Consider the following 22,734-nt stretch of genomic DNA (forward strand, 5'->3'; position numbering starts at 1 on the left):
ACCTTTCAACTACAAGGATCTGACCGGCCAATGGATGGCCAGGGTCGCTCGCGAGCATGCTGAAGACACCGGTCAGGGCAAGCGGCAGTCGCTAGTGCAAGACACCGCGATGGTCCAGCCACGCTTCGAAGCGGGTAAAGGTGTCGATGGCGGCCTGCATGGTAGCGGCCTGTTCTGCAGCCGGTGCCCGGCCAAGCCGCTCCAGGAAGCTTCGCCAGTAGCTGCCGGTCCGTTCGCCATACACGTCGAGAAAGGCTGCACCGCTGTCGTGGCCGATGCCCAGGCGCTCGGCCATCGCCCGCTTGAGCACCTGGCCACCCAGGGTCGAACCCTCCAGCACGTACATAACACCCAGCGCGCTGGCCTCGTCGTGGATGGCCGGCAGTGCCTGGCACAGCGGCAGGGCGCCGATGTCGGCTTCGCTCAGGCCCAAGGCCAGCAGGTCGCGGGCCAAGGTTGGGGCCTTGTGGCGCTCTCGTCCCTGGTAATCGCTCAAGCGATGTTCCAGGGGAAAGTGAAAACCGTAGTAGGCCTGCAGCAGGCGCCGATAGTCAGCGCTATCGAAGCTGGGACTGAAGAACGGCAGGCGCGCCTCCAGCATCTTGTGGCAGTCACGGGTGCCTTGGCGCAGGGCAAGTAGCAAAGGGCTGGGCGTAGTGGTGGGCATCGATCTGGCTCTGGTGGCATTTCGCCTAGGTAGGAGTGGCGATGCTAACTCGACGTTCCGCCCTGGCGTGACTTTGTTGCGGTAAAAAAATGGCTGGCATGTTAAACCAGTCGGCCTGACTTTTAATGAAGAACGCCTTGGTGAAAGCCGTACGCCTGACCTTGCTCTGCCATGCCCTGACCCCGGCCCAGAAAAGCGGGCGCCTGGCGCAGCCCGACGACGGCATTTTGCCTTCGGCCCTCGAGTCCTTGGCGTCTACTCCCGGCATGCAGCTGCTGGCTGCGCCTGAGCGGCGCGCGCAGGAGACGGCGCTGTGCCTCTCGTCGCAGGTGCAGTGCGTACCGGCATTGGCCGATTGCGCCCTTGGCCATTGGCAGGGTTTGCCACTCAAACAGTTGCAGGCCGAGCAGCCTCAGGCGTTGGCGCTGTGGCTCGCCGACCCGCTCAGTGCGCCCCCTGGCGGTGAATCGTTTGCGCAGGTGTGCGAACGTGTAAAGGCATGGTTGACGGCCTTCGACGGGCCGGGTGAGTGGCTGGCGGTCACTCACCCCTGGGTGATCCGCGCCGCACTGGTGGCGGTGCTGGAATGCCCGCTGGCTGCCGCGCAGCGGATCGATGTGCTGCCGTTGTCGCGGGTCGAGTTGAGCTTTGCCGGGCAGTGGCGCTTGCGTCTGGGTTGAGCAAGCGCCGGTTGCCAGGTCAGAACACCAGCTTGTAGCCGATCAGCAGCAACATGGTCGCCAGGCAAGGGCGCAGGACGCGATCAGAGATGCGCCCAGTGAGGTGGCTGCCAAGGTAGATGCCCGGCAGCGAGCCCAGCAGCAGGTAACCCAGCAGCGGCCAGTCCATGTTGCCCATGCCGGCGTGGCCGATACCGGCAACCAAGGTCAGGGGGACGGCATGGGCGATTTCGGTGCCAACCAGGCGACGGGTGGCCAGGAAGGGGTAGAGCAGGAACAGCGCCACGGTACCCAGGGCGCCGGCACCGATCGAGGTCAGGGTGACCATGACGCCCAGCAGTACGCCGGTCAGCACAGTGAGAACGTTCAGGCTGCGGTCGCTGAGGTGATAGTGGTCACCCGCATGACGGCTGGCGAACGCTTGCAGGCGCGACTTGAACAGGATTGCCAGGGCGGTGAGGATCAGCACCACCGCCAGGCCCTGCTTGATAATGGCGTTCAGCGCCGTGGTGTCGGTGTGCAGGCTGCTGAGGAACCACAGGGTCAGGGCTGCCGCCGGTACGCTACCGAGGCTGAGCAGGCCGGTGATCTTCCAGTCGATGTTCTTCTGCCGGGCATGCACCCAGACGCCACTGCCCTTGGTGATCGCCGCATACAACAAGTCGGTGCCCACGGCAGTCGCCGGGTTGATGCCGAACCACAGCAGGATCGGGGTCATCAGTGAGCCACCACCGACGCCGGTCATGCCGACGATGAAACCCACAACCAGTCCGGCAATGGTGAAACCGAAAGAACCTACATCCATACGCTACTCGACTGCCCAGCTTTGCCCGTTATCGGATGCGTGCCAGCATATAGGGAGTTTTTATAGCCAAATAGACTTGTTCGTTATTAGGTTATAACCGGTTCTTGGGTTGATGCAGGCGTGCGCTGGCGAAAGCCCTCGTCGGCAAGCGCCGACGAGGGGTTACACGTCATCAGATGCGGAAGCTGCCTACCAGCTGCTTCAGGCGCCCGGCCTGTTGAGCGAGCGCATCGCAATGCTGCAGGGTCTGGTTGAGGTTTTGCACCCCTTGCTGGTTCAGCGCGTTGATCTGGGTGATGTCCAGGTTCAGGCTCTCGACCACTGCGGTCTGCTCCTCGGTAGCGGTGGCCACCGATTGGTTCATGCCATCGATTTCACCGATGCGCTCGGTGACACTGGCCAGGCGTTCACCGGCCTGGTTGGCCACCTGCACGGTCTGTTCGCTCGATACCTGGCTGGTATTCATGGTGTGCACCGCCTCACGCGAGCCCACCTGCAGGCTGGTGATCATGCGGTGGATTTCCTCGGCCGATTCCTGGGTGCGGTGGGCCAGGTTGCGCACCTCGTCGGCGACCACGGCAAAGCCGCGTCCGGCCTCACCGGCGCGGGCGGCTTCGATGGCGGCGTTGAGCGCCAGCAGGTTGGTCTGCTGGGAAATGCCCTTGATCACGTCGAGAATCTTGCCGATCTCATCGGTGCTGGCATTGAGGGTTTCGATCTGCTGGCACGATTCGCTGATGCGCTGGGAAAGCGCAGTCATGGCGCTGATCGCCTGCTCGACCACTTCACGGCCGCCGTGGGCCTGCTCACTGGCACCGCTGGCGTGTTGCGAGGCGTCGGCCGCATTGCGGGCGATTTCCTGGGTCGCGGCGCCCAGCTGGTTGATGGCCGCGGCCACGCTGTTGGTGCGCATGCTCTGTTCTTCGGAACCGATGATCGAGGCGTTGGAGGCGTCGACGACTTTTTCCGACAGATCGTGCACCAGGCGGGTGGCCGAAGAGACTTCGCTGATCGAGGTGTGGATACGCTCGACGAAGCGGTTGAACGAGCTGGCCAGCTCGCCGAATTCGTCCTTGTGCTGCACCTCGAGCCGGCGGGTCAGGTCGCCTTCACCTTCGGCAATGTCACGCATGGCGCGGCCCATGGTGGTCAGCGGGCGCATCAGCACCGGGATCAGCAGGCCCAGCAGCACGGCGATGGCGACTACGGCGATGAGCATGGCGATGATCGCTGAAGTTCGGAACTGGCTGAGTGCAGCGTAGGCTTTGTCCTTGTCGATCGACAGGCCGATGTACCACTGCGCCGACGGCAGGCCGGCCACCGGGGCGAACGAGATCAGCCGTTCTTCACCGTTGAGGGTGACGTCCTGCATGCCAGCGGCCACCCGCAGGCCGCTGCCGGGGTAGATGTCCTTGAGGTTTTTCATCAGCTGGTCTTTGTCCGGGCTGACGATCACCTGGCCACTGCTGTCGGCGAGGAAGGCGTGGCCGATGCCACCGAAGTCGACCGAGTTGATGATCTCGACCAGGGTGTCAAGGGTCAGGTCACCGCCGACCACGCCGATCAGTTCGCCGTTACGCTTGCTTTTCACCGGTACCGCGATGGTGACCATGAGGCCACCGACTGCGCCCTGGTAAGGGGCGGTGAGCACGGTCTGACCGGCGCTGGCCGCGCTGCTGTACCACGGCCGCTGGCGGGGGTCGTAGCCGGCCGGCATCTGTGTGTCAGGGCGCTGGGTGAATGCGCCGTTGGCCTGGCCCAGATAGGTGAAAAGGAAATTTCGCGTATAGGAAGGCTGCTCGATCAGCCCGCCCAAGGTTTCTCCTGCCCCTTGTTCGGCAATGTCCTGCGCCAGGTTTTCCAGCACCAGGATGCGCCCGCTCATCCAGTTCTGCACGCTGCTGGCAGTCAGCGCGCCAGACTGTTGCACGGACGATTCGATATTCTGGCGAAGGGTGTTGCGTTGCAGGTAATCGTTGTAGAGCGTGAACAGTGCAAAGGCCAGCACCACGACACCGCAGGCGCTGAGAAGGATCTTGTGGCGAAATTTCAGGTTCATGTTTCGAGACCTTGAGCCAAGGATGGGAAGGGCGCCGCGTGCTTGTGGCGAAAAGGCGAGTCCTGTCCTACCTGTTATCGGCGCGCTTGGTAAAAGGTTGAAACAATTAGCTATTTGCCTGGCTCACCGACGACGGACGGTGGGCTAGCCTGCTGCCAGCAGATCGATCAGCAGGCGAGCGCCCTGGTGCAGCGGATGCTGCTTGCGCCAGAGCACATGGATTGGCAGCTGCAGTTCGTTGCGGGTATTGCCAAATTGCAGGCGCACCAGGCGCCCGGCCGCGACCAGCGGCGCGACCCGGGCCAGGGGCAGGTCGCCCCAGCCAAGGCCGGCTTCGACCATCTGCAGGGCCAGGTCGAAACTATCGGTGGACCAGTGCGTGGCGCCGATCAGTGGCCGTGGGTCGAGTAGTGGCAGGTCGCGGCTGCGGACCAGGATCTGGCGCACGTTGACCAGGTCCTCGAGGTAGTGAATACGGCCCTCGAGCAGGGCCGGGTGGGTGGGCGACAAGGTGGCCACCAGCGTTTCCATGCCGATGTGCTGGAAACTGCGCCGGGCATCGACCTGCAAGCCGGCAAAAGCCAGGCACAGATCGACGCGGCCGCTGTCGAGCAGCTGCAGGGCTTCTTCCTGGGGAGCGCTGAGCAACTGGATGTCGAGCAACGGGTAGCGGGCGCCGAGGTTGGCAATGGTGGCGAGCAACGGGCGATGATCGATATCCGGGACCACGGCGAGGGTAAGGCTGCTTTCCAGGCCCTGGGACAGTTCCAGCGCGTGCACCTGCAACAAGCCCAGTTGCTCGGCGATCAGCCGTGCATGGGGCTCGAGTGCCAACGCCTGGGCGGTGGCGCGGACTTCGCGTGAGCCGCGCTCGAACAGGGTGTAGCCCAGTTCGGCTTCGAGGTTGCCAATGGCCATGCTCACCGCCGAAGGCACCCGGTGCAGGGCGCGGGCAGCGGCGGAAAACGAGCCGCGGTCGAGCACGGCAAGAAACAGCTGGATGTTATCGCTGGAAAAGTTCATGGCGGCCTCCTGTCAGCCAATCTGAAGGCTGTTGACTTTTCCTGTCAAGCCAGGTGAATCATCCTTGCGCTCTCGCAATTCGACACATGAGGTAACCCGTGCAGGGCGTCAAACGCAAACTGGTCTACGTGACCGCCTATGAACTCATCGGCCTGTGCATGTCGACGCTGGGGCTGGCCTACCTGTCCGACACCCAGGCTTCGCACACCGGGCCGCTGGCGGTGATGATCACCACCATCGCCATGCTCTGGAACCTGATCTACAACAGCCTCTTCGAGTACTGGGAGAGCCGCCAGGCCAAGCGTGGGCGCAGCGTGGCGCGGCGGGTGGCGCATGCCGTCGGCTTTCAGCTGACCTTGGTGGTGTACCTGATTCCGCTGATTGCCTGGTGGCTGGACATGAGCCTGGTGGAGGCGTTGCTGGTGGATCTGGCGTTCATCGTTCTGATCCCGTGCTACACCTTCGCCTACAACTGGGCGTTCGACCGGATCTTTGGCTTGCCGACTTCGGCGATGGCCGCTGCCTGAGGCAGGCAGGTCAGGCCTCTTCGCGGCTAAAGCCGCTCCCACAGGTATGTCACTGCCCTCGGGAACAGTGGTGTCCCTGTGGGAGCGGCTTTAGCCGCGAAAAGGCCGGAACAGGAACCTAGGGCAAGCGAATCAGAAGAGGCTCCTGTCTTGTGGGTGCCTGGCGCTGTTCGGTCTGCTGCTCCATCGAAGGTTGTGGCATGGTCGCCAGCAGGCTGTCCTCGACCTGCCCAGACAGGTAGTACACCCCCGCCAGGGCGCCGCTCTGGCGGTTTTCCATCAGCTCCTGCCATTCCTGGTTGAGCGCGACGTTGAGGATGACCCGCAGTTGCTCGACCATCTGCGGCTGGTCACGGTTGTGCGACATGATGCCGTAGCCGGTCGCCGCGATCGAGATCATCGCGCCGGCCACCTTGCCCACGGCACTGGCGACGGCACTGGCGATGCCGCGAGGGGCCAGGGTGGCGCCGAGTTTCTCACTGGCATTGGTGGCCACGGACGACAAGCTCACATCGGTTTTCCCCGGGCCTTTGGCGGCCTGCTTGTGCAAGTGCTCGCGCAACGCCAGCCAGGCCGGTTGCTGCTCGAGCGGCTTGGCCCGCAGCAATTGATAGAGCGAGGCATTGCGGGCGGGTGGCGGCCCCAGGTTGATCGCCGGGATGCGATTCAGGCGCTGGCTGAACTGCTCGGGCGGCGCATGGTAGCGCTGGATGATCGCTGGCAGTTGCTGGCCGAACAGTTGCACGTACAGCTCGCAGGCACGATCGCGAATGCCTTCGGGGTTGATCTGTTCGGCCACGGGTTCGATCACCCGCTCGTGGTACTGCTCCTGCAGGTACAACGCCAGGCGCTTCTCTGCAGGCTCGCGGCCTTCGCCGCTGTCGAGCTTGTACCAGGCTACCTTCATGGTCAGCCATTGTTGGGTCCAGTAACCGGTGAACCAAGGGATAAAGTCGTTTTCGGTGCGTTGCTGCACCTGTTCCTTCCATACCCGCATCGAGCGCCGTGCATAGTCGTTGGCCGAGCCGGCCGCGCCGACCGAGGCCTCGATCAGCTCCTGGTCGATGCGCTGCCAGCTGGCGGGGTCGAGTACCACTGGCGGGGGCGGGGCCGGCGAGCGTTTGCCTGCGCAGCCGGCGATAGCCAGCAAGATGCACAGCAGGACCAGCAATCTTCGGCTCACTCGGCTGCCTCCCGGGGGTAGAGGCGGGGTGGTCATCCGAGTATAGGGCGCTGCTCAGGGGGCTGCCGTGCAGCCTATCGGCCGTGGTCAGCCAAGGTCGAGCTTGTCTTCCAGACGGTCGAGATGATCATGCATCAACGCCAGTGCCGCCTCTGCATCACCGGCTTCCACGGCATCGATGATCGCGGCATGTTCCTCCCAGGCGCAGTGGTCGCAGCAAGGCGATTCATAGCGGGCGATGATCAGCGAAGTCATGGGTACCAGGCCGTTGAGGAAGCGCGCCAGCGGCGCATTGGCCGCCACCTGGGCGAGCTTGAGGTGAAATTCGCCACCCAGGCGGATGGCGGCGCAGCGTTCACCGCGTTCGTGGTGCTGGCGCTCGCGTTCGACCAGTTGGCGCAGCTGGCGAACCTGCACCGGCCGTGCGCGTTGTGCGGCCAGGCTGATCAGGGTGGTTTCGGCCAGGCGCCGGGCACTCAGTACCTGGCGCGCCTGCTGCGGGTCGGGCGCAGCCAGGTGGGCAGTGTGGCTGGGGCGCTGCACCACCACTTGCTGGTCCGACAGACGCCCGAGCACCCGGCGGATCACCGTGCGGCTGACGCCAAAGGCATTGCCCAGGGCCTGTTCGGGCAACAGGCTGCCAGGCGGCAGGCGCTGTTCGAGGATCGCGTCGAACAGACGCGGGTAGATCTGCTCGGCCGACAGGCGGGTCTCGCCGGCGGCGAGCAGGGCAGGCAGGCGGGGGGCGGCGTGGGCGCAGGCGGTCATGGTCGCTCTCCAAGGGTCATTGGCCGGGCTGGTCGTCCGGGATATTGAGTTGAATGCCCATGCGCTGGCCTTCGGCGAGAATGTGCTGGCGCATCTGGGCGCTGGCCTGGGCACTGTTGCGTTCGCGGATGGCGCGCACCACCGCTTCATTCTCCTTGAGCCGTGCGGCCAAGTGCTCGGGCGAGTTGCGCAGCATGCTGGCGCTCTGCTTGAGGGCGTTGCCGGTCTGCTGCACCACGCTCTGGAAGATCGGGTTGGTGGTCAGGGCGAATAGCGCCTCGTGGAACGCGATGTAAGCCTTGGCCCCGGCTTCGCTGTCATCGGCTTCCAAGGCTTCGCGCATGTCCATCAGGGTCAGGCGCAGCTGGCCGATGTCCTGGCTGTTGGCCGATTGCGCGACCAGCCCGACGATGAACGGTTCGAGGGTGTAGCGCAGTTCCAGCACATCGGCCAGGCTGGCCGCTGCGGCGCTTTCGCTGGCTGGGTCCTGGGGCACGGCATCGGCATCCAGTACCAGCACACCCTTGCCTGGCAACGCACGCACCAGGCCCAGGGTTTCCAGCACAGTCACCGCTTCGCGCAGGCTGGGGCGGCTGATACCCAGTTGTTCGGCCAGTTCGCGCTGCCCGGGCAGCATGTCGCCGGAGCGCCACTGGCCGCGGGCCAGGGCCTGGCGCAGTTTTTCCACCACTGAGTTGACGACGGTCGATGAGCTGATCACGGTTCGCTCCTGCAAGGGCCGGCGTCAGCGCCGGCCACGTTCGCTCAGAATTGCTGTTGATGGGGGTTGGCTTGCTTGCGTGGCGCAGGGGCGAAGCCGGGTTTGCCATCGAGCACGTTATGCGCACGTTCCAGGTCGATGTCCTTTTCCCAGCGGGCTATGGCGACGGTGGCCACGCAGTTGCCGATCAGGTTGGTCAGCGCCCGGCCAATGCCCATGAACCAGTCCACCGCCAGTACCAGCACCAGGCCCACCACCGGGATCGCCGGCACGGCGGTCAGGGTGGCGGCAAGGATTACCAGCGCCGAGCCTGGGATGCCGTGAGCACCCTTGGAGGTCACCAGCGACACCAGCAAAATGGTCAGCAGGTCTGTCATCTCCAGCGGTGTGCCGGTGGCGTTGGCAATGAACACGATGGCCAGGGTCAGGTAGATGGAAAAACCGTCGAGGTTGAACGAGTAGCCGGTGGGAATGACCAGGCCGACGGTGGAGCTGCCGATGCCCAGGTGTTCCAGCTTGCGCATGATCTGCGGCAGCACGGCGTCGGACGAAGCGGTGCCGAGGACGATGGTCAGCTCTTCACGCAGGTACTTGATGAACGGCAACAGCTTCAGGCCGGACACGCGCATCACGGTACCCAGCACAATCAGCACGAAGCCGGCGCAGGTCAGGTAGAACAATGCCACCAGGCCGCCCAGGTGCTGCAGCGATTCCAGGCCGTACTTGCTGGTGGTGAAGGCGATGGCGCCGAACACGCCGATCGGCGCCAGGCGCACGATCATGCCCATGATGCGGAAGATGACGTGGCTCAGTTCGTTGATCAGCCGCGAGATGCCAGCGGCCGAGTCGCCCACCAGGTTCAAGGCACTGCCGAACAGTACCGAGAACAGCAGCACCTGGAGGATGTTGTTGTCGGCGAAGGCACCCACCACCGACGTCGGGATCAGGTCCATGAAGAATGCCGTGGCCCCATGGATGTGCTGGCCGCGCTCGGCCAGGCTGCTGGCATCGGCGCTGGACAGCTGGTCGAGGTGTATGTTGGCGCCGCTGCCGATGCCGCTGCTGAAGGCGAACACCAGGCCGATGACCAGGGCGATGGTGGTCAGCACTTCGAAATAGATCACCGATTTCAGGCCGATGCGCCCGACCTTCTTCAGGTCGCCGGCGCCGGAAATGCCGCTGACCACCACGCAGAACACGATCAGGCCGATGAGCATCTTGATCAGCTTGATGAAGCCGTCGCCGAGGGGTTTGAGCTGCAGGGAAAGGTCGGGGAAGCTGAGGCCGCAGGCAATGCCGAGAGCAAGGCCGAGCACAACTTGCAGGAAGATCGAACGCGAGCACCATTTGAGCATGGGAGGGATCTCAGATCGGTGTCCTTGCTTCGGTGCCGCACGGGGCGAAAGAGCGCAGGACTTAATTATTGTGGTCTTACCGGTATGTTCAGCGCGGGATCATAAAAGCGCGAAAAATCCAAGTTTGCAAGCGATTTTGGCCTTACCGGTCTGACCAGTTGTAGGGCATTGGCACTGCCTTGGCTCTAGTTCGGTGCATGGGGCGCAGCTCCTGCCCCACGCTGTCCGCTGAAATCAGATCAGGACTGGCCAACGCCTGATCAACTGCTGCAATCAGCTTGCCAAGATGATGGGGCGCGGGTTCAAGGGCTGGCCGCGAAGGTATGCGGGTTGGCGTCGCTCAGGGCTTCAGTCAGTGTCCTCAGCAGCGCTTCCCGCGCCTGTTGTCGACTTTGCAGCAAAAGCTCCGAAGCCCGTAGGTAGAGGGCGTCGTCGTTGGACAGGTCAACGCGTTGCAGCACGCCTGCGCGGCGCCAGGTGATCTGCCCCATGTGCTGTTCCAGGCGGGTGATGTAGGCCTGCGGGACCTCGGGGCCGGTGTAGCTACCGGTCACGCTGGCGCTGTCATTGAGCGTGTCGAAATACTCTGAAGCACCCTCCCATTGCAGGTCGAACTGCTGGAATGCTTGCGGGCGCAAGCGCTGTAGCCAGCGCTGCCAGAAGGGTTGATCGCTGACCCAGGCACTCAGGCGCGCCGCTGTCGCATCCGACCACACAGCCTGCTCCAACCGTTGCAAGGTGGCATCGCTCAGGCGTGCCAGGTACTCGAAACGCATCCCGTCGGGTTGTGGGGGCAGGCGCAGCCGCTGCTGCAGGCGAATGCGCGCGTACAAGGCCATTTCCAGCTCATCCAGCAGGAAGCTCGCCTCGGTCAGCTGCGCATCACTGAGGTCATCATGCCTCGACAAGGCAGGTGCAGCCTCGCGCTCAGCGCTGTTGACGGCGTCGGCCAGTGCACGGCGCCTGGCGCGCCGAGCGTTGAACAACCCGCTAATCTGCTCGTCGAGCAAACGCTGACGCATCAGGCTCGCGGCGCTGTCGATGGCCACTTGTTCGTTGCCTGCACCCGGTTCTGCGCGGGCCACGGACTGCCAAAGCGAGACTTCTGTCTCGACCTGCTGAAACAGCAGGCTGGCCTGGTCGACGCATTCCTGGCCAGCGTCCACCAGAAGGTCATGGATCTGCTGTTGCAGTTGGGCAAAGCCTGTGCCGGCTTGATCTGACTGTGCGCCTTCAACCAGGGTCTGCAGCACTTGGCGCATCCGTTGGTCCATGGCTGCTGTGCTGACCCGGTATGCCTCCGTGTTGGGCAGTCGCTGGTACAAGTCGAACAAGGGCTGCCAGTTCGCGTCCATCCAGAACTCGGCCAGATGCGCCCGCAGGGCGCCAGGCCAGCCGGCGGACCAGTCGTCTTCCTCAAAGTCTTGCTGATCGGCAGGTAATCCAGCCTCTTCGAGGCGCTGCAAGGCCAGATCGTTGAAGGGGTTGTCGTCGAAGGCGTAACTCAGCTCCGGGTCGCGTTCGCGGTATCGGCGGGCGAAGGTGGTGTCGCGCAGGGCGGGTGCATCGCTCAGTTCATTGAGGCTCAAGTCGATGGCGCGGAGGTTGAGCGGTTCATGGCTCATCAAGGTGGTCAGCCCGGCAGGCCATTCGACGATCAGCGTGCGCTCCAGGTCGATTTGCTCAAGTGCAGCCCAGCCAGTCAGGTCGGGCGCCAGCTCCAGCGGGTTGCGACGCAGTGAAAGCAGACGCAGCCGATTCAGCCCGGCCAGTGCCGTGCGGCTTGCTTCGGTCAGCACGATCTGGTTGTGACCCAGTTCAAGGTGGGTGAGGCTCGGCCAGCCCTGCAGTGCCTGGAAGTGCTCTACACCGAAGCTCAAGGCGTTCCGGTCGGCCTGGAAAAACGTCAGCGCTGGCAGATTGGCAAGCCGTTGCAGGGCACTGACCGGCAGGTCCTGCAGGCATTGTGACAGATTCAGGCGCTGGAGGTTGGTCAGCCGCGTGAGGGTTGTGAGGTCGGTTTCCTGAGAGAGATCGAGCTCGTTGTACGAGAGGTCCAGTGATTGCACTTCGCCGAGTTCGCCCAGTGCCGGAGGAAGGCTGCGCAGGGCATTGCCTTCCAGGTCCAGGTAGCGGACCTGGGGGAAAACCCGGAGAAAGGCGTCCAGTTGCGTGTGAACACGTTCGGGAAGCTCGGTGATACGCAAGTCGCGAACGTGTGGCAGGGTCACGCTCAACCTGGGCAAGGTTTGCAGTTGTGCTGCGTTGATGTCGAGAATGATGTGATCGATCGAACCGGTGGGCTCGTCGGGGCTTTCCCTGCGCCAGGCTCGGCGAATGCGCTGGGCCTGGGTGTCTCGTGCGGTACGCTGCGCACCCTGGCCATATTCGACCCAGCTCTGCAGCTCGCTATCCAGCTGCCGATAATCACTGCGCAGGCCATCCAGCAAGCGCATGAAGGCGCCCGGCCCATGGCCTGCCTGGTGGCGCAGGCGTTGACGCAGGAGCTGGCGCTCTTCCAGATTGCCGGCAGGGTAAAGCTGGTCGAACAATTGGTCGGCGGTCAGCACGCCGCGGCCGTGACCACTGAGCTGATAGCCAACCCGGTGGCTGCCCGGTAGCGAGCTGGGCGGGTTGTACAGCGGGCGCACGGGTGCCATGCCCAGGTCGCGTGCGGTTGCTTCGCGGTCTCTGTGGGCCAGTTCGAACAAGGCATCTCGCAGGGCTGGTGCGTCGTAAATGGCCAGCCCGAGTGCGTCGCGTTCGCTGTCTGGCAGGGCATGCAGGATGGCATGAGCAAGCGACTCCCGGTTCTCCAGGGTCTGGCCAGACGCGTCGACTGCCTGGTAGCCATGATTGCTGCGCAAGACGCGCTTGACCGTTGAGCCTGGCGCGCCAACAGCTTCGATGACTTGACCTTGCTCGACAAGTTCAAGGCGGATGTTGCCGGTCCACCCCGGCAAGCGTGGCAAGTTGGCAAACACCAGGGCATCGCGATCACTGCTGTTGGCCGAAGCTTGCCGGAGTTGGCCCAGTGCTCGATTGAGTCGCGCTTCGCGCAGGTACAGCCGGGCTTGTTCGGCCATGGCCAGCGGCAGTCGGCCGGTTTGCCTGAGCCGTGCCACGTCACCCGGCGATGCCGCAGCCAGGATTTCGTTGCGTGCTCGTGGGCTGAGCGAAGGAAAGTCCCTTGCCAGCACGGCGCTATCGCCCCTTTCAATGAGCGGCAGCGGCGTGGAACCAAAGGCTTCAAGTCCGTCCAGCAACAGCGCGGGCAGTGGCCGGTGATCGAGCAGCAGTCGCCTCAGCGCGGCGTCATCGTAGCCGCAGCTGCGCAAGGCGTTGGCCAGGGCGGCGTCGTCCAGGCCCGCGCACGCGCGGCCAAGGCGGCGCGGCAGTTCTGGGCTGCGCCAGGCCAGTGGCCGCTCATGCTCCAGTAGCCAGCTGCCGTCACCGTTGCCGAGCAGCCTGGGTTGATGGCGATGGCCTTCACCTGGCGCCAGGCGCCAGCCACCCTCTGCTTCTGGCGCCAGCGCCAATGCCTTGCCTTCGTGTTGCCACCAGTGCTGACCTTGCCATGCCTGCAGGCCATCGGCGGTCACTGGTGTATCCGCAGGCCATGGGCGAGACCGGGCGAACGCTGAAAGGTCGCCATGCCACAGGCGCTCGGTGTCGCCATGGCCAATGCGGTGCCATTGGTGCAATGGCCCTGGCGATTCGACATAGTGCCCGGCGGTACCCAGTGCGGCGAATAGCGCCAGGTTTTCGAAGACGCCGAACAAATGGGCGACAGCGGCGTCGGTATCGCTTTCATCGGCGGGATGGACACCTTCGAGGAATTCGTCGACCAGCTGCGCCCCGCCCACCACCAACATCACTTCTGCCAGGCCGGGTACGAAGAAGCTGGCAACATTGAGCAGGTTCAGGCCGGTCTGCAGCCAGCCTTCAATTCGCTCGAGCAGTGCCGCCGCGTCGCGTTTTTCGGTGGGCACTACAATGCTGGCGGCATCCTGTCGCTTGCGTTCGATCTGAGTGCGCACGCGTTCTGCAAAGCAGTCCCTGCGCCAGCGCGAAGCGCTCCAGGGTAACCGTGCATTCTTGTCCAGGGTTTCTTGCCACGGATGGTGAGGGTCAGGGAAAAGCCGGGTGATCCAGCTGACGTGCTGGCCTTTCTCCAATATCGGTGTGCCGGGTTGCACTGTGGCGTAGGGGTAGTGGGGGAACAAGGTCTCGCGCAGCCTCATGGCGAAGCGGGGCTGCTGGTCATGGCTGACGTAGCGCAAGAAAAACCGTCGTTCATCGTCGTCCCAGAGCATGCGGGTGAGGCTCTGACCCAGTGCTGCGAGGGAGGCGTACTGACGCAGGGGCCTGCTTGGGTGCCCGGGGAGGTAAAGCAGGCAGGGTTCAGTGTCGGCGTGAGCTTGCAGGGTGATGAGCAATGGCCCGTTCAGCGGGCAGTCGAGCAGGCTCAGATAACTGCACTGCAGATCGCGCTGGCTGGCATCGGGGCGAGTGAGCTGTGTAGCCCCCGCCAGTGCCGCTTCGCCCAATAACTCGCCACGGCTGTCGATATGACCGCGCAGCAGCGCCAGGCTCAACTCGGCGGCGAAGGCTGCGCGGTCCTGGTCTTGCTGCAGTTGCGCGGTCAGTTCGGAATCGAGCAGGGCGGCCAGGTGATCTTGGTAACGGCGGCCGAGGTCGAGGTTGCGGACCATCTTCACGAAACGCTCGGTATCGATGTTGGTGGCTGCCGGCGCGTCCTTGCGCAGGTACAGCTGTACCTTGTCGGTTTCATCGAAGTTCAGCATGGCGGCTTCCAGCCAGGACATGCCGCGCCGCAGCGCTGCATGCCACAGCCAGCCCTGGCCGACGTCGGGTAGCTCGCGCTCGGCAAACCAGTATGCAAGTGCGTCGTTCAGGTGGGCGCGGCAAAATGCTTCTGGGGCTTGCAGCGTTGCCAGATGTTTGCGCAGCCGGTGGCTGGCGCGATGGCTGCTGCGCACGCGCAGTTCAAGCTGTTTGCGTTGCCGGGGCGTAGACGATTTCAGCCACTGGGGCATGCGCCGCTGGATAAATGCCAGGTGAGGTGAAGGGGCTTGAGGCATGGGCCGTACTCCATTGCAAGGAGACGGCGAGGCTATTCAAGCTGACAAGGGCTTGGGGGTACAGGGTTAGCGCCCGATCTGCGGCGCCATGCACTTGATCGACGCCAGCTCAGGGTGTGCCACCAGCTTGTCGATGTGCAGTGCATCATTGTTCATCCAGCTTTCGCTCAGCACCCGATAGTGCTCCATGTCGCGGCAGCGCAGGCGCAGGCTGTAGTCGAAGTGGCCGCTGATCAGCTGGCATTCGTAGACGTCCGGGCAGGCCAGCATGGTGGCCTCGAAGGCCTTCTGCGCGGCGCGCCCGCTCTGGTTGGACAGGGCCACCAGCACCAGCAAAGACAAGCCAGGGGCGAGTTTCTGCAAGTCGATGATCGCGCCATAGCCGCGGATCACACCCCGGCGTTCAAGCTTGCGCACGCGCTCCAGGCAGGGGCGCGGGGTGAGGTGCACCAGGGTCGAGAGCTTTTCGAAGGTGATGCGACCGTCGTGGCGCAGCACCTCGATAATGGCCTCATCGATCCGGTCCAGAGGTTGGGCATTGGCGTCCTTGGTGTCCATGCGCAGGGCTTCTTTCGAAAGTGGGCACGAACAGGGTAGGCGTAATCCGGGGCTGCTGCTCGGCCCCGGGGTTGATCAGGCGCAGGCGGTATCTTCCTTGCGCATCGCGCGTACGCCAACCACGCGCGGCTGCAGCAGTGAATACAAGTCCTTCGGGTTCTCCAGCTTCGGTACCAGCGCGATGTCCTGGCCAATGCCCAGCATACGTGCGGTGTCCAGCACGTAGCGCAAGGCCGAGTAGTCTTCCAGGGCAAATCCGACCGAGTCGAACAGGGTCACTTGCCCTGCGTTCTCGCGGCCTTGAACAAGCCCCGCGACGACCTTCCACAATTCGACCACCGGCGAATCTTCAGGCATCTGCTGGATCTCGCCCTCGACACGGCTCTGCGGTTCGTACTCGACGATCACCCGCGCCTGTTCGACGATGTCGCGGTGTAGTTCGGTCTTGCCCGGGCAGTCGCCCCCCACCGCATTCAGGTGCATGCCCGGTTCGATCATGTCCGGCGTGAGGATGGTTGCATAGGCCTTGTCGGCAGTCACTGTGGTGACGATATCGGCACCGCGGATCGCTTCGGTCACGGAGCTGGCGACGCTCAACTTCAGGCCAGGGCGGCCGGCCAGGTTCGCCACCAGCTTGGCCGTGGCAGCAGGGTCGATGTCGTACAGGCGGATCTCGTCGATGCCCAACAGGGTATTGAAGGCGATGGCCTGGAACTCGCTTTGCGAGCCGTTGCCGATCAGGGCCATGCAGCGGCTGTTCTCCCGCGCCAGGTAGCGAGCTGCCAGTGCCGAGGTGGCGGCGGTACGGATCGCCGTGGTCAGGGTCATCTCGCTGAGCAGCAAGGGGGTGCCGGTGTCGACATCGGCCAGGGTACCGAAGGCCATCACTGTGGGCAGGCCATGGTGGGTGTTCTTCGGGTGGCCGTTGACGTACTTGAAAGCGTAAAGGCTCGCATCGGACACCGGCATCAGCTCGATCACCCCGTCGGGCGAATGGTTGGCCACCCGGGCGCACTTCTCGAAGGCCGGCCAGCGCAGGTAGTCCTGGCGAATGTACTCGGCCATCTCTACCAGGCAAGTGGCCAGGCCTTTGCGGTTGACCAGGCGGGCGAGGTCTTGCACATCGATATAGCGGGTCATGACGGGTCTCCTTGCGGCGACGCTTCCAGTGAGGTCTCTGGAAATATTGTCGGGCGCGGAGCGTGGCGATGCTGGCTGAAGCAGGGGATGCTGGCAGCGGGAGCGGCTGATCTTGCGCGCCCCTGCAGCCGAATCGGCTGCGCTGTGGCGCAAGCAAAAAAAAACGGCACCTGCCAGAGGTGCCGTCTTCATGTCACGCGCTGTTACTTGTGCAGTTCTTCCGCCGCATACAGCGTATTCTCCAGCAGGCAGGCGCGGGTCATCGGCCCGACGCCACCCGGCACCGGCGTGATCCAGCCGGCGCGTGGCAGGGCGGTCTCGTAGACCACGTCGCCGACCAGCTTGCCATCTTCCTGGCGGTTGATGCCGACGTCGATGACGATGGCGCCTTCCTTGATCCATTCACCCTTGACCAGGCCCGGCTTGCCGGCGGCCACGACCACCAGGTCGGCGCGGCCGACGTGGCCGGCCAAATCCTTGGTGAAGCGGTGGCAGACAGTCACGGTGCAACCGCCCAGCAGCAGTTCCATGGCCATCGGGCGGCCAACGATGTTGGAAGCGCCGACGATGACCGCGTTCATGCCGTACAGGTCCTGCCCGGTGCTTTCCAGCAGGGTCATGATGCCTTTTGGCGTGCACGGGCGCAGCAGCGGGATACGCTGGGCCAGGCGGCCGATGTTGTAAGGGTGGAAGCCATCGACGTCTTTGTCGGGGCGGATGCGTTCGAGCAGCAGCGAGGCGTCCAGGTGCGCCGGCAGCGGCAGTTGCAGCAGGATGCCGTCGACGGCCGGGTCGTCATTGAGGCGGTCGATCAGCTCGGTCAGCGCTTGCTGCGTAGTCTCGCTGGGCAGGTCGAATGCCTGGGAGATGAAGCCGACCTCTTCGCAGTCCTTGCGCTTGTGCGAGACATAGACTTGGGAGGCGGGGTCGGTGCCGACCAGGATCACCGCCAGGCCCGGCGTGCGCAGGCCTTGCTGGCGACGCTCCTCGACACGTTGAGCGATCTGCTTGCGCAGGTTGGCGGCGATCGCCTTGCCATCGATTAGGTGTGCAGTCATAGACGCGTGATTAACCATCGAGAAAGGAACAATAAAGAGGGCGCATTCTCGCACGAGTCCGCCCAAGGGCAAAGGCGGGTGGTCGGGCAAATCCTCTAACCCCTTAAATAATTTAAATTTTTCCGAGAAAGGTGTTGACGACCTGTAGGGTCGCCTATAAGATTCGCCGCACTTGTCGGGCACAGCCTAGCACTGGTTGGCGAGGTCGGGCAGAATGAGTGGTTTGGCAGTTATCTGTTAACGGCTTGTTCGGTTAGGCTTCAAGCTTAAGCGCCCGTAGCTCAGCTGGATAGAGCATCCGCCTTCTAAGCGGATGGTCGCAGGTTCGAGTCCTGCCGGGTGCGCCATTTAGGCAGCTTGGGCAAGCAAGTAAGGCTGTAATGCAATATGGTGGGCGTAGCTCAGTTGGTAGAGCGCCGGATTGTGATTCCGGTTGTCGTGGGTTCGATTCCCATCGTCCACCCCATATTCGACGAAGGCGCCGCTGATTGAATGGTCTGGCGCCTTTGTTTTTAAGCGTTACGCGGACGTGGTGAAATTGGTAGACACACTGGATTTAGGTTCCAGCGGCGCAAGCTGTAAGAGTTCGAGTCTCTTCGTCCGCACCATGCTTCTGTAAGGTTGTATCGCAACACCGCAATATGGTGGGCGTAGCTCAGTTGGTAGAGCGCTGGATTGTGATTCCAGTTGTCGTGGGTTCGATTCCCATCGTCCACCCCATATTTTCGAAGGCGCCTTGATCGTTAGATCGGGCGCCTTTGTCGTTTTCGGGGTGCCTGCCTTGAGGGGTTTGGCGTCTGTGGGTTCGAGCGCCGCCCGCGCGGCGCTCGATATGGCAGGCGCCACAACTCTCAGGGCAGGACTTCGCAGTCATTACTCAATCCCCCCTTGCAATCCTCTGGTGGCACCCCAATAAAAGCTGTTAGATTTCAGCCGGTTGAAACACCGGTCCATTTGGCCGGCAGAGGAATACCCCTGATGATTGCAAAAGAAGCCCGCCAGGCCATGGCGTTGCAGCGCTTTGCCGAAGCCAATCCGCAACTGCTCGAAGAAATTCGCGAGCTGGATGCGCGTGAGCAGGCCCAGCAGATCGAGTGGGCATTCGAGGATGCTGCCGATGAGCAGGGCCTTCAGCCTTGGGAGCTGGCGTTGCAGCTGATTGCCGAAAGCCCCGAGCAACTGCAGGCCATGCGCCTGGAGACCCATCGCGAAGTGGCCGAGGCGTTAGGCATGGAGTGGGAGGAGTACTGCCAGTTCAACGAGATTGATCCTGAATAAACGGGTCGCTCTCAAGCTGGTGGATGTTTGACAAGGTATTTCGGTCGTGTGCCGGCGTTGGCTGGTATGCGGCCTTCTATATAAAGAGGCTCGGCACTTCACCGTGCGGGCCATGCAAGTTAATCGACCGGCGTGGCTTCCCGTCGTCCCGGGTGGGGTGACTTCTGGTGCGTGACTCACTAGAATGTTCGCCCTTGATTCTGGAGTCGGGCTATCGCCGGCTAACGTCTGTGCAACGAGGAATATCCATGCAAGTTTCTGTTGAAAACACTTCCGCTCTCGAGCGCCGCATGACCATCGCCGTTCCGGCCGAGCGCGTCGAGAACGAAGTCAACAAGCGTCTGCAACAGACTGCCAAGCGCGCCAAGGTCGCGGGCTTCCGCCCAGGCAAGGTGCCGATGAGCGTGATCCGTCAGCGTTTCGAAGCCGATGCCCGTCAAGAGGCCTTCGGTGACCTGGTCCAGGCTTCGTTCTACGAAGCCATCGTCGAGCAGAAGCTGAACCCTGCTGGCGCTCCGGCCGTCGAGCCGAAGTCCTTCGAGAAGGGCAAGGACCTGGAATTCGTTGCTGTCTTCGAAGTATTCCCGGAGTTCACCGTTGCCGGCTTCGAGTCGATCAGCGTCGAGCGCCTGAGCGCCGAAGTGGCTGACGCCGACCTGGACAACATGCTGGAAGTGCTGCGCAAGCAGAATACCCGTTTCGAGGCTGTCGAGCGCGCTGCGCAGAACGACGACCAGGTCAACATCGATTTCGTCGGCAAGGTCGACGGTGAAGTGTTCGCTGGCGGTTCCGCCAAAGGCACTCAGCTGGTACTCGGTTCCGGCCGCATGATCCCTGGCTTCGAAGACGGCCTGGTTGGCGCCAAGGCGGGTGAAGAGCGCGTTGTCAACGTGACCTTCCCTGAGGATTACCAGAACCTGGACCTGGCTGGCAAGGCCGCCGAGTTCACCATCACCGTCAACAGCGTCTCGGCGCCTGTGCTGCCAGAGCTGAACGAAGAGTTCTTCGCCCAGTTCGGCATCAAAGAGTCGACTCTGGAAGGCTTCCGCAGTGAAGTTCGCAAGAACATGGAGCGTGAGCTGCGCCAGGCGATCAAGACCAAGGTCAAGAACCAGGTCATGGACGGTCTGCTGGCCGCCAACCCGATCGAAGTGCCAAAGGCCCTGCTGGAAAATGAAGTCAACCGTCTGCGCGTGCAGGCTGTTCAGCAGTTCGGTGGCAACATCAAGCCTGAGCAACTGCCGGCCGAGCTGTTCGAAGAGCAAGCCAAGCGCCGCGTGGTGCTGGGCCTGATCGTCGCCGAAGTGGTCAAGCAGTTCGAGCTGAAGCCGGACGAAGGCAAGGTTCGCGAAATGATCGAAGAAATGGCCTCGGCTTACCAAGAGCCTGAGCAGGTCATTTCCTGGTACTACAAGAACGACCAGCAACTGAACGAAGTTCGTTCGGTTGTGCTGGAAGAACAAGTTGTAGATACTGTTCTGCAGAAAGCGACTGTGACCGACAAGTCGGTCTCGTACGAAGATGCCGTAAAGCCAGCACAGGCCCCTGCCGCCGCTGAGTAACAGGCTTCTCTCGTAGGAAACCCCCACAAGCCAGCCTTCGAGCTGGCTTGTGCGTTATCAAGCCATGACTATTTGGGAGTGAGCGCAGGACATGTCCCGCAATTCTTATATTCAGCAGAGCTCTGACATCCAGGCCGCAGGCGGCCTGGTCCCGATGGTTATCGAGCAGTCCGCCCGTGGCGAACGTGCCTACGACATCTACTCGCGCCTGTTGAAGGAGCGAGTGATCTTCCTGGTTGGCCCGGTAGAGGATTACATGGCCAACCTGGTTGTGGCGCAGCTGCTGTTCCTTGAAGCGGAAAACCCGGACAAGGATATCCATCTGTACATCAACTCCCCAGGCGGTTCGGTGACTGCTGGCATGTCGATCTATGACACCATGCAATTCATCAAGCCAGACGTCTCGACCATCTGCATCGGCCAGGCCTGCAGCATGGGTGCGTTCCTGCTGGCCGCAGGAGCCAAGGGCAAGCGTCACTGCCTGCCTAACTCGCGCGTGATGATCCACCAGCCACTGGGCGGTTTCCAGGGGCAGGCCACCGATATCGAGATTCACGCCCAGGAAATCCTCAATATCAAGGCGCGCCTGAACGAGCTGCTGGCCTACCACACTGGCCAGGACCTCGAGACCATCAAGCGCGACACCGAGCGTGACAATTTCATGAGCGCCTCGCGCGCGGCCGAGTACGGCCTGATCGACTCGGTATACGACAAGCGGCAACTGGCCTCCTGAACCCAGGTGCCAGGGCAGGTAGGTGCGCAAAGCGCCTACCTGCGGACTTGAAAAAGCCCGCAATTGCCTTCATCTTGTGTTGCAAGCCTACCGGATTGGATCGATCGAATGACTGACACCCGTAACGGCGAGGACAGCGGCAAATTGCTTTATTGCTCCTTCTGCGGCAAAAGCCAGCACGAAGTGCGCAAACTGATTGCCGGGCCCTCGGTATTTATCTGCGACGAGTGCGTCGACCTGTGCAACGACATCATCCGTGAGGAGGTGCAGGAAGCCCAGGCCGAGAGCAGCGCGCACAAATTGCCTTCGCCGAAAGAAATCAGCGGCATCCTGGACCAGTACGTCATCGGTCAGGAGCGCGCGAAGAAGGTGCTCTCGGTAGCGGTGTACAACCACTACAAGCGCCTGAACCAGCGTGACAAGAAGGGCGACGAAGTCGAACTCGGCAAAAGCAACATCCTGCTCATCGGGCCTACCGGCTCGGGCAAGACCCTGCTCGCCGAAACCCTTGCGCGACTGTTGAACGTACCGTTCACCATCGCTGACGCCACCACCCTGACCGAAGCCGGTTATGTGGGTGAGGACGTCGAGAACATCATTCAGAAACTGCTGCAGAAGTGCGACTACGACGTGGAAAAGGCCCAGATGGGCATTGTCTACATCGACGAGATCGACAAGATCTCGCGCAAGTCGGACAACCCGTCCATTACCCGCGACGTTTCGGGTGAAGGCGTGCAGCAGGCACTGCTGAAGCTGATTGAGGGCACCGTTGCTTCGGTACCGCCGCAGGGCGGCCGCAAGCACCCGCAACAGGAATTCCTGCAGGTTGATACCCGCAACATCCTGTTCATCTGCGGTGGCGCCTTCTCCGGCCTGGAAAAGGTCATCCAGAACCGCTCCACCAAGGGTGGCATCGGTTTTGGCGCCGAAGTACGCAGCAAGGAAGAGGGCAAGAAGGTCGGCGAATCGCTGCGCGAGGTCGAGCCGGACGATCTGGTCAAGTTTGGCCTGATCCCCGAGTTCGTGGGTCGCCTGCCGGTTCTGGCGACTCTCGACGAGCTTGACGAGGCTGCACTGATGCAGATTCTCACCGAGCCGAAGAATGCCCTGACCAAGCAGTACGCCAAGCTGTTCGAGATGGAAAGCGTGGACCTCGAGTTCCGCACCGACGCCCTCAAGGCCGTCGCACGCAAGGCCCTGGAGCGCAAGACGGGCGCCCGTGGCCTGCGTTCGATCCTCGAAGGCGTGCTGCTCGACACCATGTACGAGATTCCTTCGCAGAAGGATGTCAGCAAGGTGGTGATCGACGAGAGCGTCATCGAAGGCACCTCGCAGCCGCTGATGATCTACGAAAACAGCGAGCCGCAAGCCAAGGCCGCGCCCGACGCCTGATTCCAGGCGAACACCGGGTGATGGCAGCAAAGCTAGAAGGGGCCTACGGGCCCCTTTCTGCTTTTCCTATGCAAGCGCTTGTAATTTCCCAAGCGTGCCCCCACATTAGGTCCAAGCATC

General features: G+C 62.7%; 18 protein-coding genes, 4 tRNA genes and 1 pseudogene. 10 read left to right on the plus strand and 13 right to left on the minus strand.

Annotation, left to right across the window (positions count from 1 at the left end; translation table 11 throughout):
• Positions 1 to 91: 91 nt before the first annotated feature.
• Positions 92 to 667: a biliverdin-producing heme oxygenase gene (locus CQW31_RS20905; protein WP_099815303.1), complete on the minus strand. Its 576-nt coding sequence runs from the start codon at positions 665 to 667 to the stop codon at positions 92 to 94.
• A 140-nt stretch (positions 668 to 807) separates the two neighbouring features.
• Here CQW31_RS20905 and CQW31_RS20910 point away from each other — a divergent pair, with 140 nt between their 5' ends.
• Positions 808 to 1,347 carry a histidine phosphatase family protein gene (locus CQW31_RS20910; protein WP_054883663.1) on the plus strand — a complete coding sequence of 180 codons (540 nt, stop codon included), beginning with the start codon at positions 808 to 810 and terminating at the stop codon, positions 1,345 to 1,347.
• 19 nt (positions 1,348 to 1,366) lie between these two features.
• On the opposite strand, the gene CQW31_RS20915 is transcribed toward CQW31_RS20910, so the two are convergent.
• From CQW31_RS20915 to CQW31_RS20925, 4 genes and pseudogenes are all read right to left on the minus strand, one after another.
• The gene (locus tag CQW31_RS20915) at positions 1,367 to 2,152 is read right to left on the minus strand and encodes a sulfite exporter TauE/SafE family protein (protein WP_099815304.1); all 786 of its coding nucleotides are present in this window, start codon (positions 2,150 to 2,152) and stop codon (positions 1,367 to 1,369) included.
• 172 nt (positions 2,153 to 2,324) lie between these two features.
• Positions 2,325 to 3,065 (minus strand): methyl-accepting chemotaxis protein, encoded by a 741-nt coding sequence (locus CQW31_RS32195; protein WP_371263233.1) that lies wholly within the window; start codon positions 3,063 to 3,065, stop codon positions 2,325 to 2,327.
• 117 nt (positions 3,066 to 3,182) lie between these two features.
• Positions 3,183 to 4,211, minus strand: a pseudogene (gene mcpA, locus CQW31_RS32200) (methyl-accepting chemotaxis protein McpA); the annotation flags it as partial.
• Between the two features lie 144 nt (positions 4,212 to 4,355).
• Positions 4,356 to 5,234 carry a LysR family transcriptional regulator gene (locus CQW31_RS20925; protein ID WP_099815305.1) on the minus strand — a complete coding sequence of 293 codons (879 nt, stop codon included), beginning with the start codon at positions 5,232 to 5,234 and terminating at the stop codon, positions 4,356 to 4,358.
• A gap of 98 nt (positions 5,235 to 5,332) precedes the next feature.
• Here CQW31_RS20925 and CQW31_RS20930 point away from each other — a divergent pair, with 98 nt between their 5' ends.
• Entirely contained in the window at positions 5,333 to 5,761 is a 429-nt protein-coding gene (locus tag CQW31_RS20930; protein WP_054883539.1) for a PACE efflux transporter, read from the plus strand.
• A gap of 118 nt (positions 5,762 to 5,879) precedes the next feature.
• Here CQW31_RS20930 and CQW31_RS20935 read toward each other — a convergent pair whose 3' ends face one another.
• From CQW31_RS20935 to folD, 8 genes are all read right to left on the minus strand, one after another.
• On the minus strand, positions 5,880 to 6,944 hold the full coding sequence (locus tag CQW31_RS20935) for a hypothetical protein (RefSeq protein WP_099815306.1): 1,065 nt from the start codon (positions 6,942 to 6,944) through the stop codon (positions 5,880 to 5,882).
• Between the two features lie 87 nt (positions 6,945 to 7,031).
• On the minus strand, positions 7,032 to 7,712 hold the full coding sequence (locus CQW31_RS20940; RefSeq protein WP_054883541.1) for a GntR family transcriptional regulator: 681 nt from the start codon (positions 7,710 to 7,712) through the stop codon (positions 7,032 to 7,034).
• Positions 7,713 to 7,728: 16 nt separating this feature from the next.
• Entirely contained in the window at positions 7,729 to 8,433 is a 705-nt protein-coding gene (locus CQW31_RS20945; protein WP_099815307.1) for a FadR/GntR family transcriptional regulator, read from the minus strand.
• A gap of 44 nt (positions 8,434 to 8,477) precedes the next feature.
• Positions 8,478 to 9,788 (minus strand): C4-dicarboxylate transporter DctA, encoded by a 1,311-nt coding sequence (locus CQW31_RS20950; RefSeq protein ID WP_099815308.1) that lies wholly within the window; start codon positions 9,786 to 9,788, stop codon positions 8,478 to 8,480.
• 302 nt (positions 9,789 to 10,090) lie between these two features.
• Positions 10,091 to 14,893 (minus strand): dermonecrotic toxin domain-containing protein, encoded by a 4,803-nt coding sequence (locus CQW31_RS20955; protein ID WP_099815309.1) that lies wholly within the window; start codon positions 14,891 to 14,893, stop codon positions 10,091 to 10,093.
• Between the two features lie 66 nt (positions 14,894 to 14,959).
• Positions 14,960 to 15,451: an Lrp/AsnC family transcriptional regulator gene (locus tag CQW31_RS20960; RefSeq protein ID WP_054883545.1), complete on the minus strand. Its 492-nt coding sequence runs from the start codon at positions 15,449 to 15,451 to the stop codon at positions 14,960 to 14,962.
• Between the two features lie 75 nt (positions 15,452 to 15,526).
• Positions 15,527 to 16,591, minus strand: a complete 1,065-nt coding sequence (locus CQW31_RS20965) for an ornithine cyclodeaminase (RefSeq protein ID WP_054883546.1) — start codon at positions 16,589 to 16,591, stop codon at positions 15,527 to 15,529.
• A gap of 203 nt (positions 16,592 to 16,794) precedes the next feature.
• A complete protein-coding gene (gene folD / locus CQW31_RS20970) occupies positions 16,795 to 17,649 on the minus strand; it encodes a bifunctional methylenetetrahydrofolate dehydrogenase/methenyltetrahydrofolate cyclohydrolase FolD (protein WP_054883547.1) in 855 nt (284 codons plus the stop codon).
• Between the two features lie 270 nt (positions 17,650 to 17,919).
• On the opposite strand from folD, the gene CQW31_RS20975 reads away from it, so the two are divergent.
• The 8 genes from CQW31_RS20975 to clpX all read left to right on the plus strand — a co-directional run bounded on the left by CQW31_RS20975 (position 17,920) and on the right by clpX (position 22,614).
• Positions 17,920 to 17,996, plus strand: a tRNA-Arg gene (locus tag CQW31_RS20975).
• Positions 17,997 to 18,039: 43 nt separating this feature from the next.
• A tRNA-His gene (locus tag CQW31_RS20980) sits at positions 18,040 to 18,115 on the plus strand.
• A gap of 57 nt (positions 18,116 to 18,172) precedes the next feature.
• A tRNA-Leu gene (locus CQW31_RS20985) sits at positions 18,173 to 18,257 on the plus strand.
• 36 nt (positions 18,258 to 18,293) lie between these two features.
• A tRNA-His gene (locus tag CQW31_RS20990) sits at positions 18,294 to 18,369 on the plus strand.
• Between the two features lie 258 nt (positions 18,370 to 18,627).
• Positions 18,628 to 18,927, plus strand: a complete 300-nt coding sequence (locus tag CQW31_RS20995; RefSeq protein WP_054883548.1) for a DUF6388 family protein — start codon at positions 18,628 to 18,630, stop codon at positions 18,925 to 18,927.
• Between the two features lie 248 nt (positions 18,928 to 19,175).
• Positions 19,176 to 20,489, plus strand: coding sequence for a trigger factor (gene tig, locus CQW31_RS21000; protein WP_054883549.1), 1,314 nt, complete (start codon positions 19,176 to 19,178; stop codon positions 20,487 to 20,489).
• Between the two features lie 91 nt (positions 20,490 to 20,580).
• Positions 20,581 to 21,222, plus strand: coding sequence for an ATP-dependent Clp endopeptidase proteolytic subunit ClpP (gene clpP, locus CQW31_RS21005; protein ID WP_003259400.1), 642 nt, complete (start codon positions 20,581 to 20,583; stop codon positions 21,220 to 21,222).
• 108 nt (positions 21,223 to 21,330) lie between these two features.
• The gene (clpX, locus tag CQW31_RS21010; protein WP_054883550.1) at positions 21,331 to 22,614 is read left to right on the plus strand and encodes an ATP-dependent Clp protease ATP-binding subunit ClpX; all 1,284 of its coding nucleotides are present in this window, start codon (positions 21,331 to 21,333) and stop codon (positions 22,612 to 22,614) included.
• The last annotated feature ends 120 nt before the right edge of the window (positions 22,615 to 22,734 follow it).

Origin of the sequence: Pseudomonas sp. 382 (genome assembly GCF_002759075.1) — a bacterium.
Classification (GTDB): domain Bacteria; phylum Pseudomonadota; class Gammaproteobacteria; order Pseudomonadales; family Pseudomonadaceae; genus Aquipseudomonas; species Aquipseudomonas vlassakiae.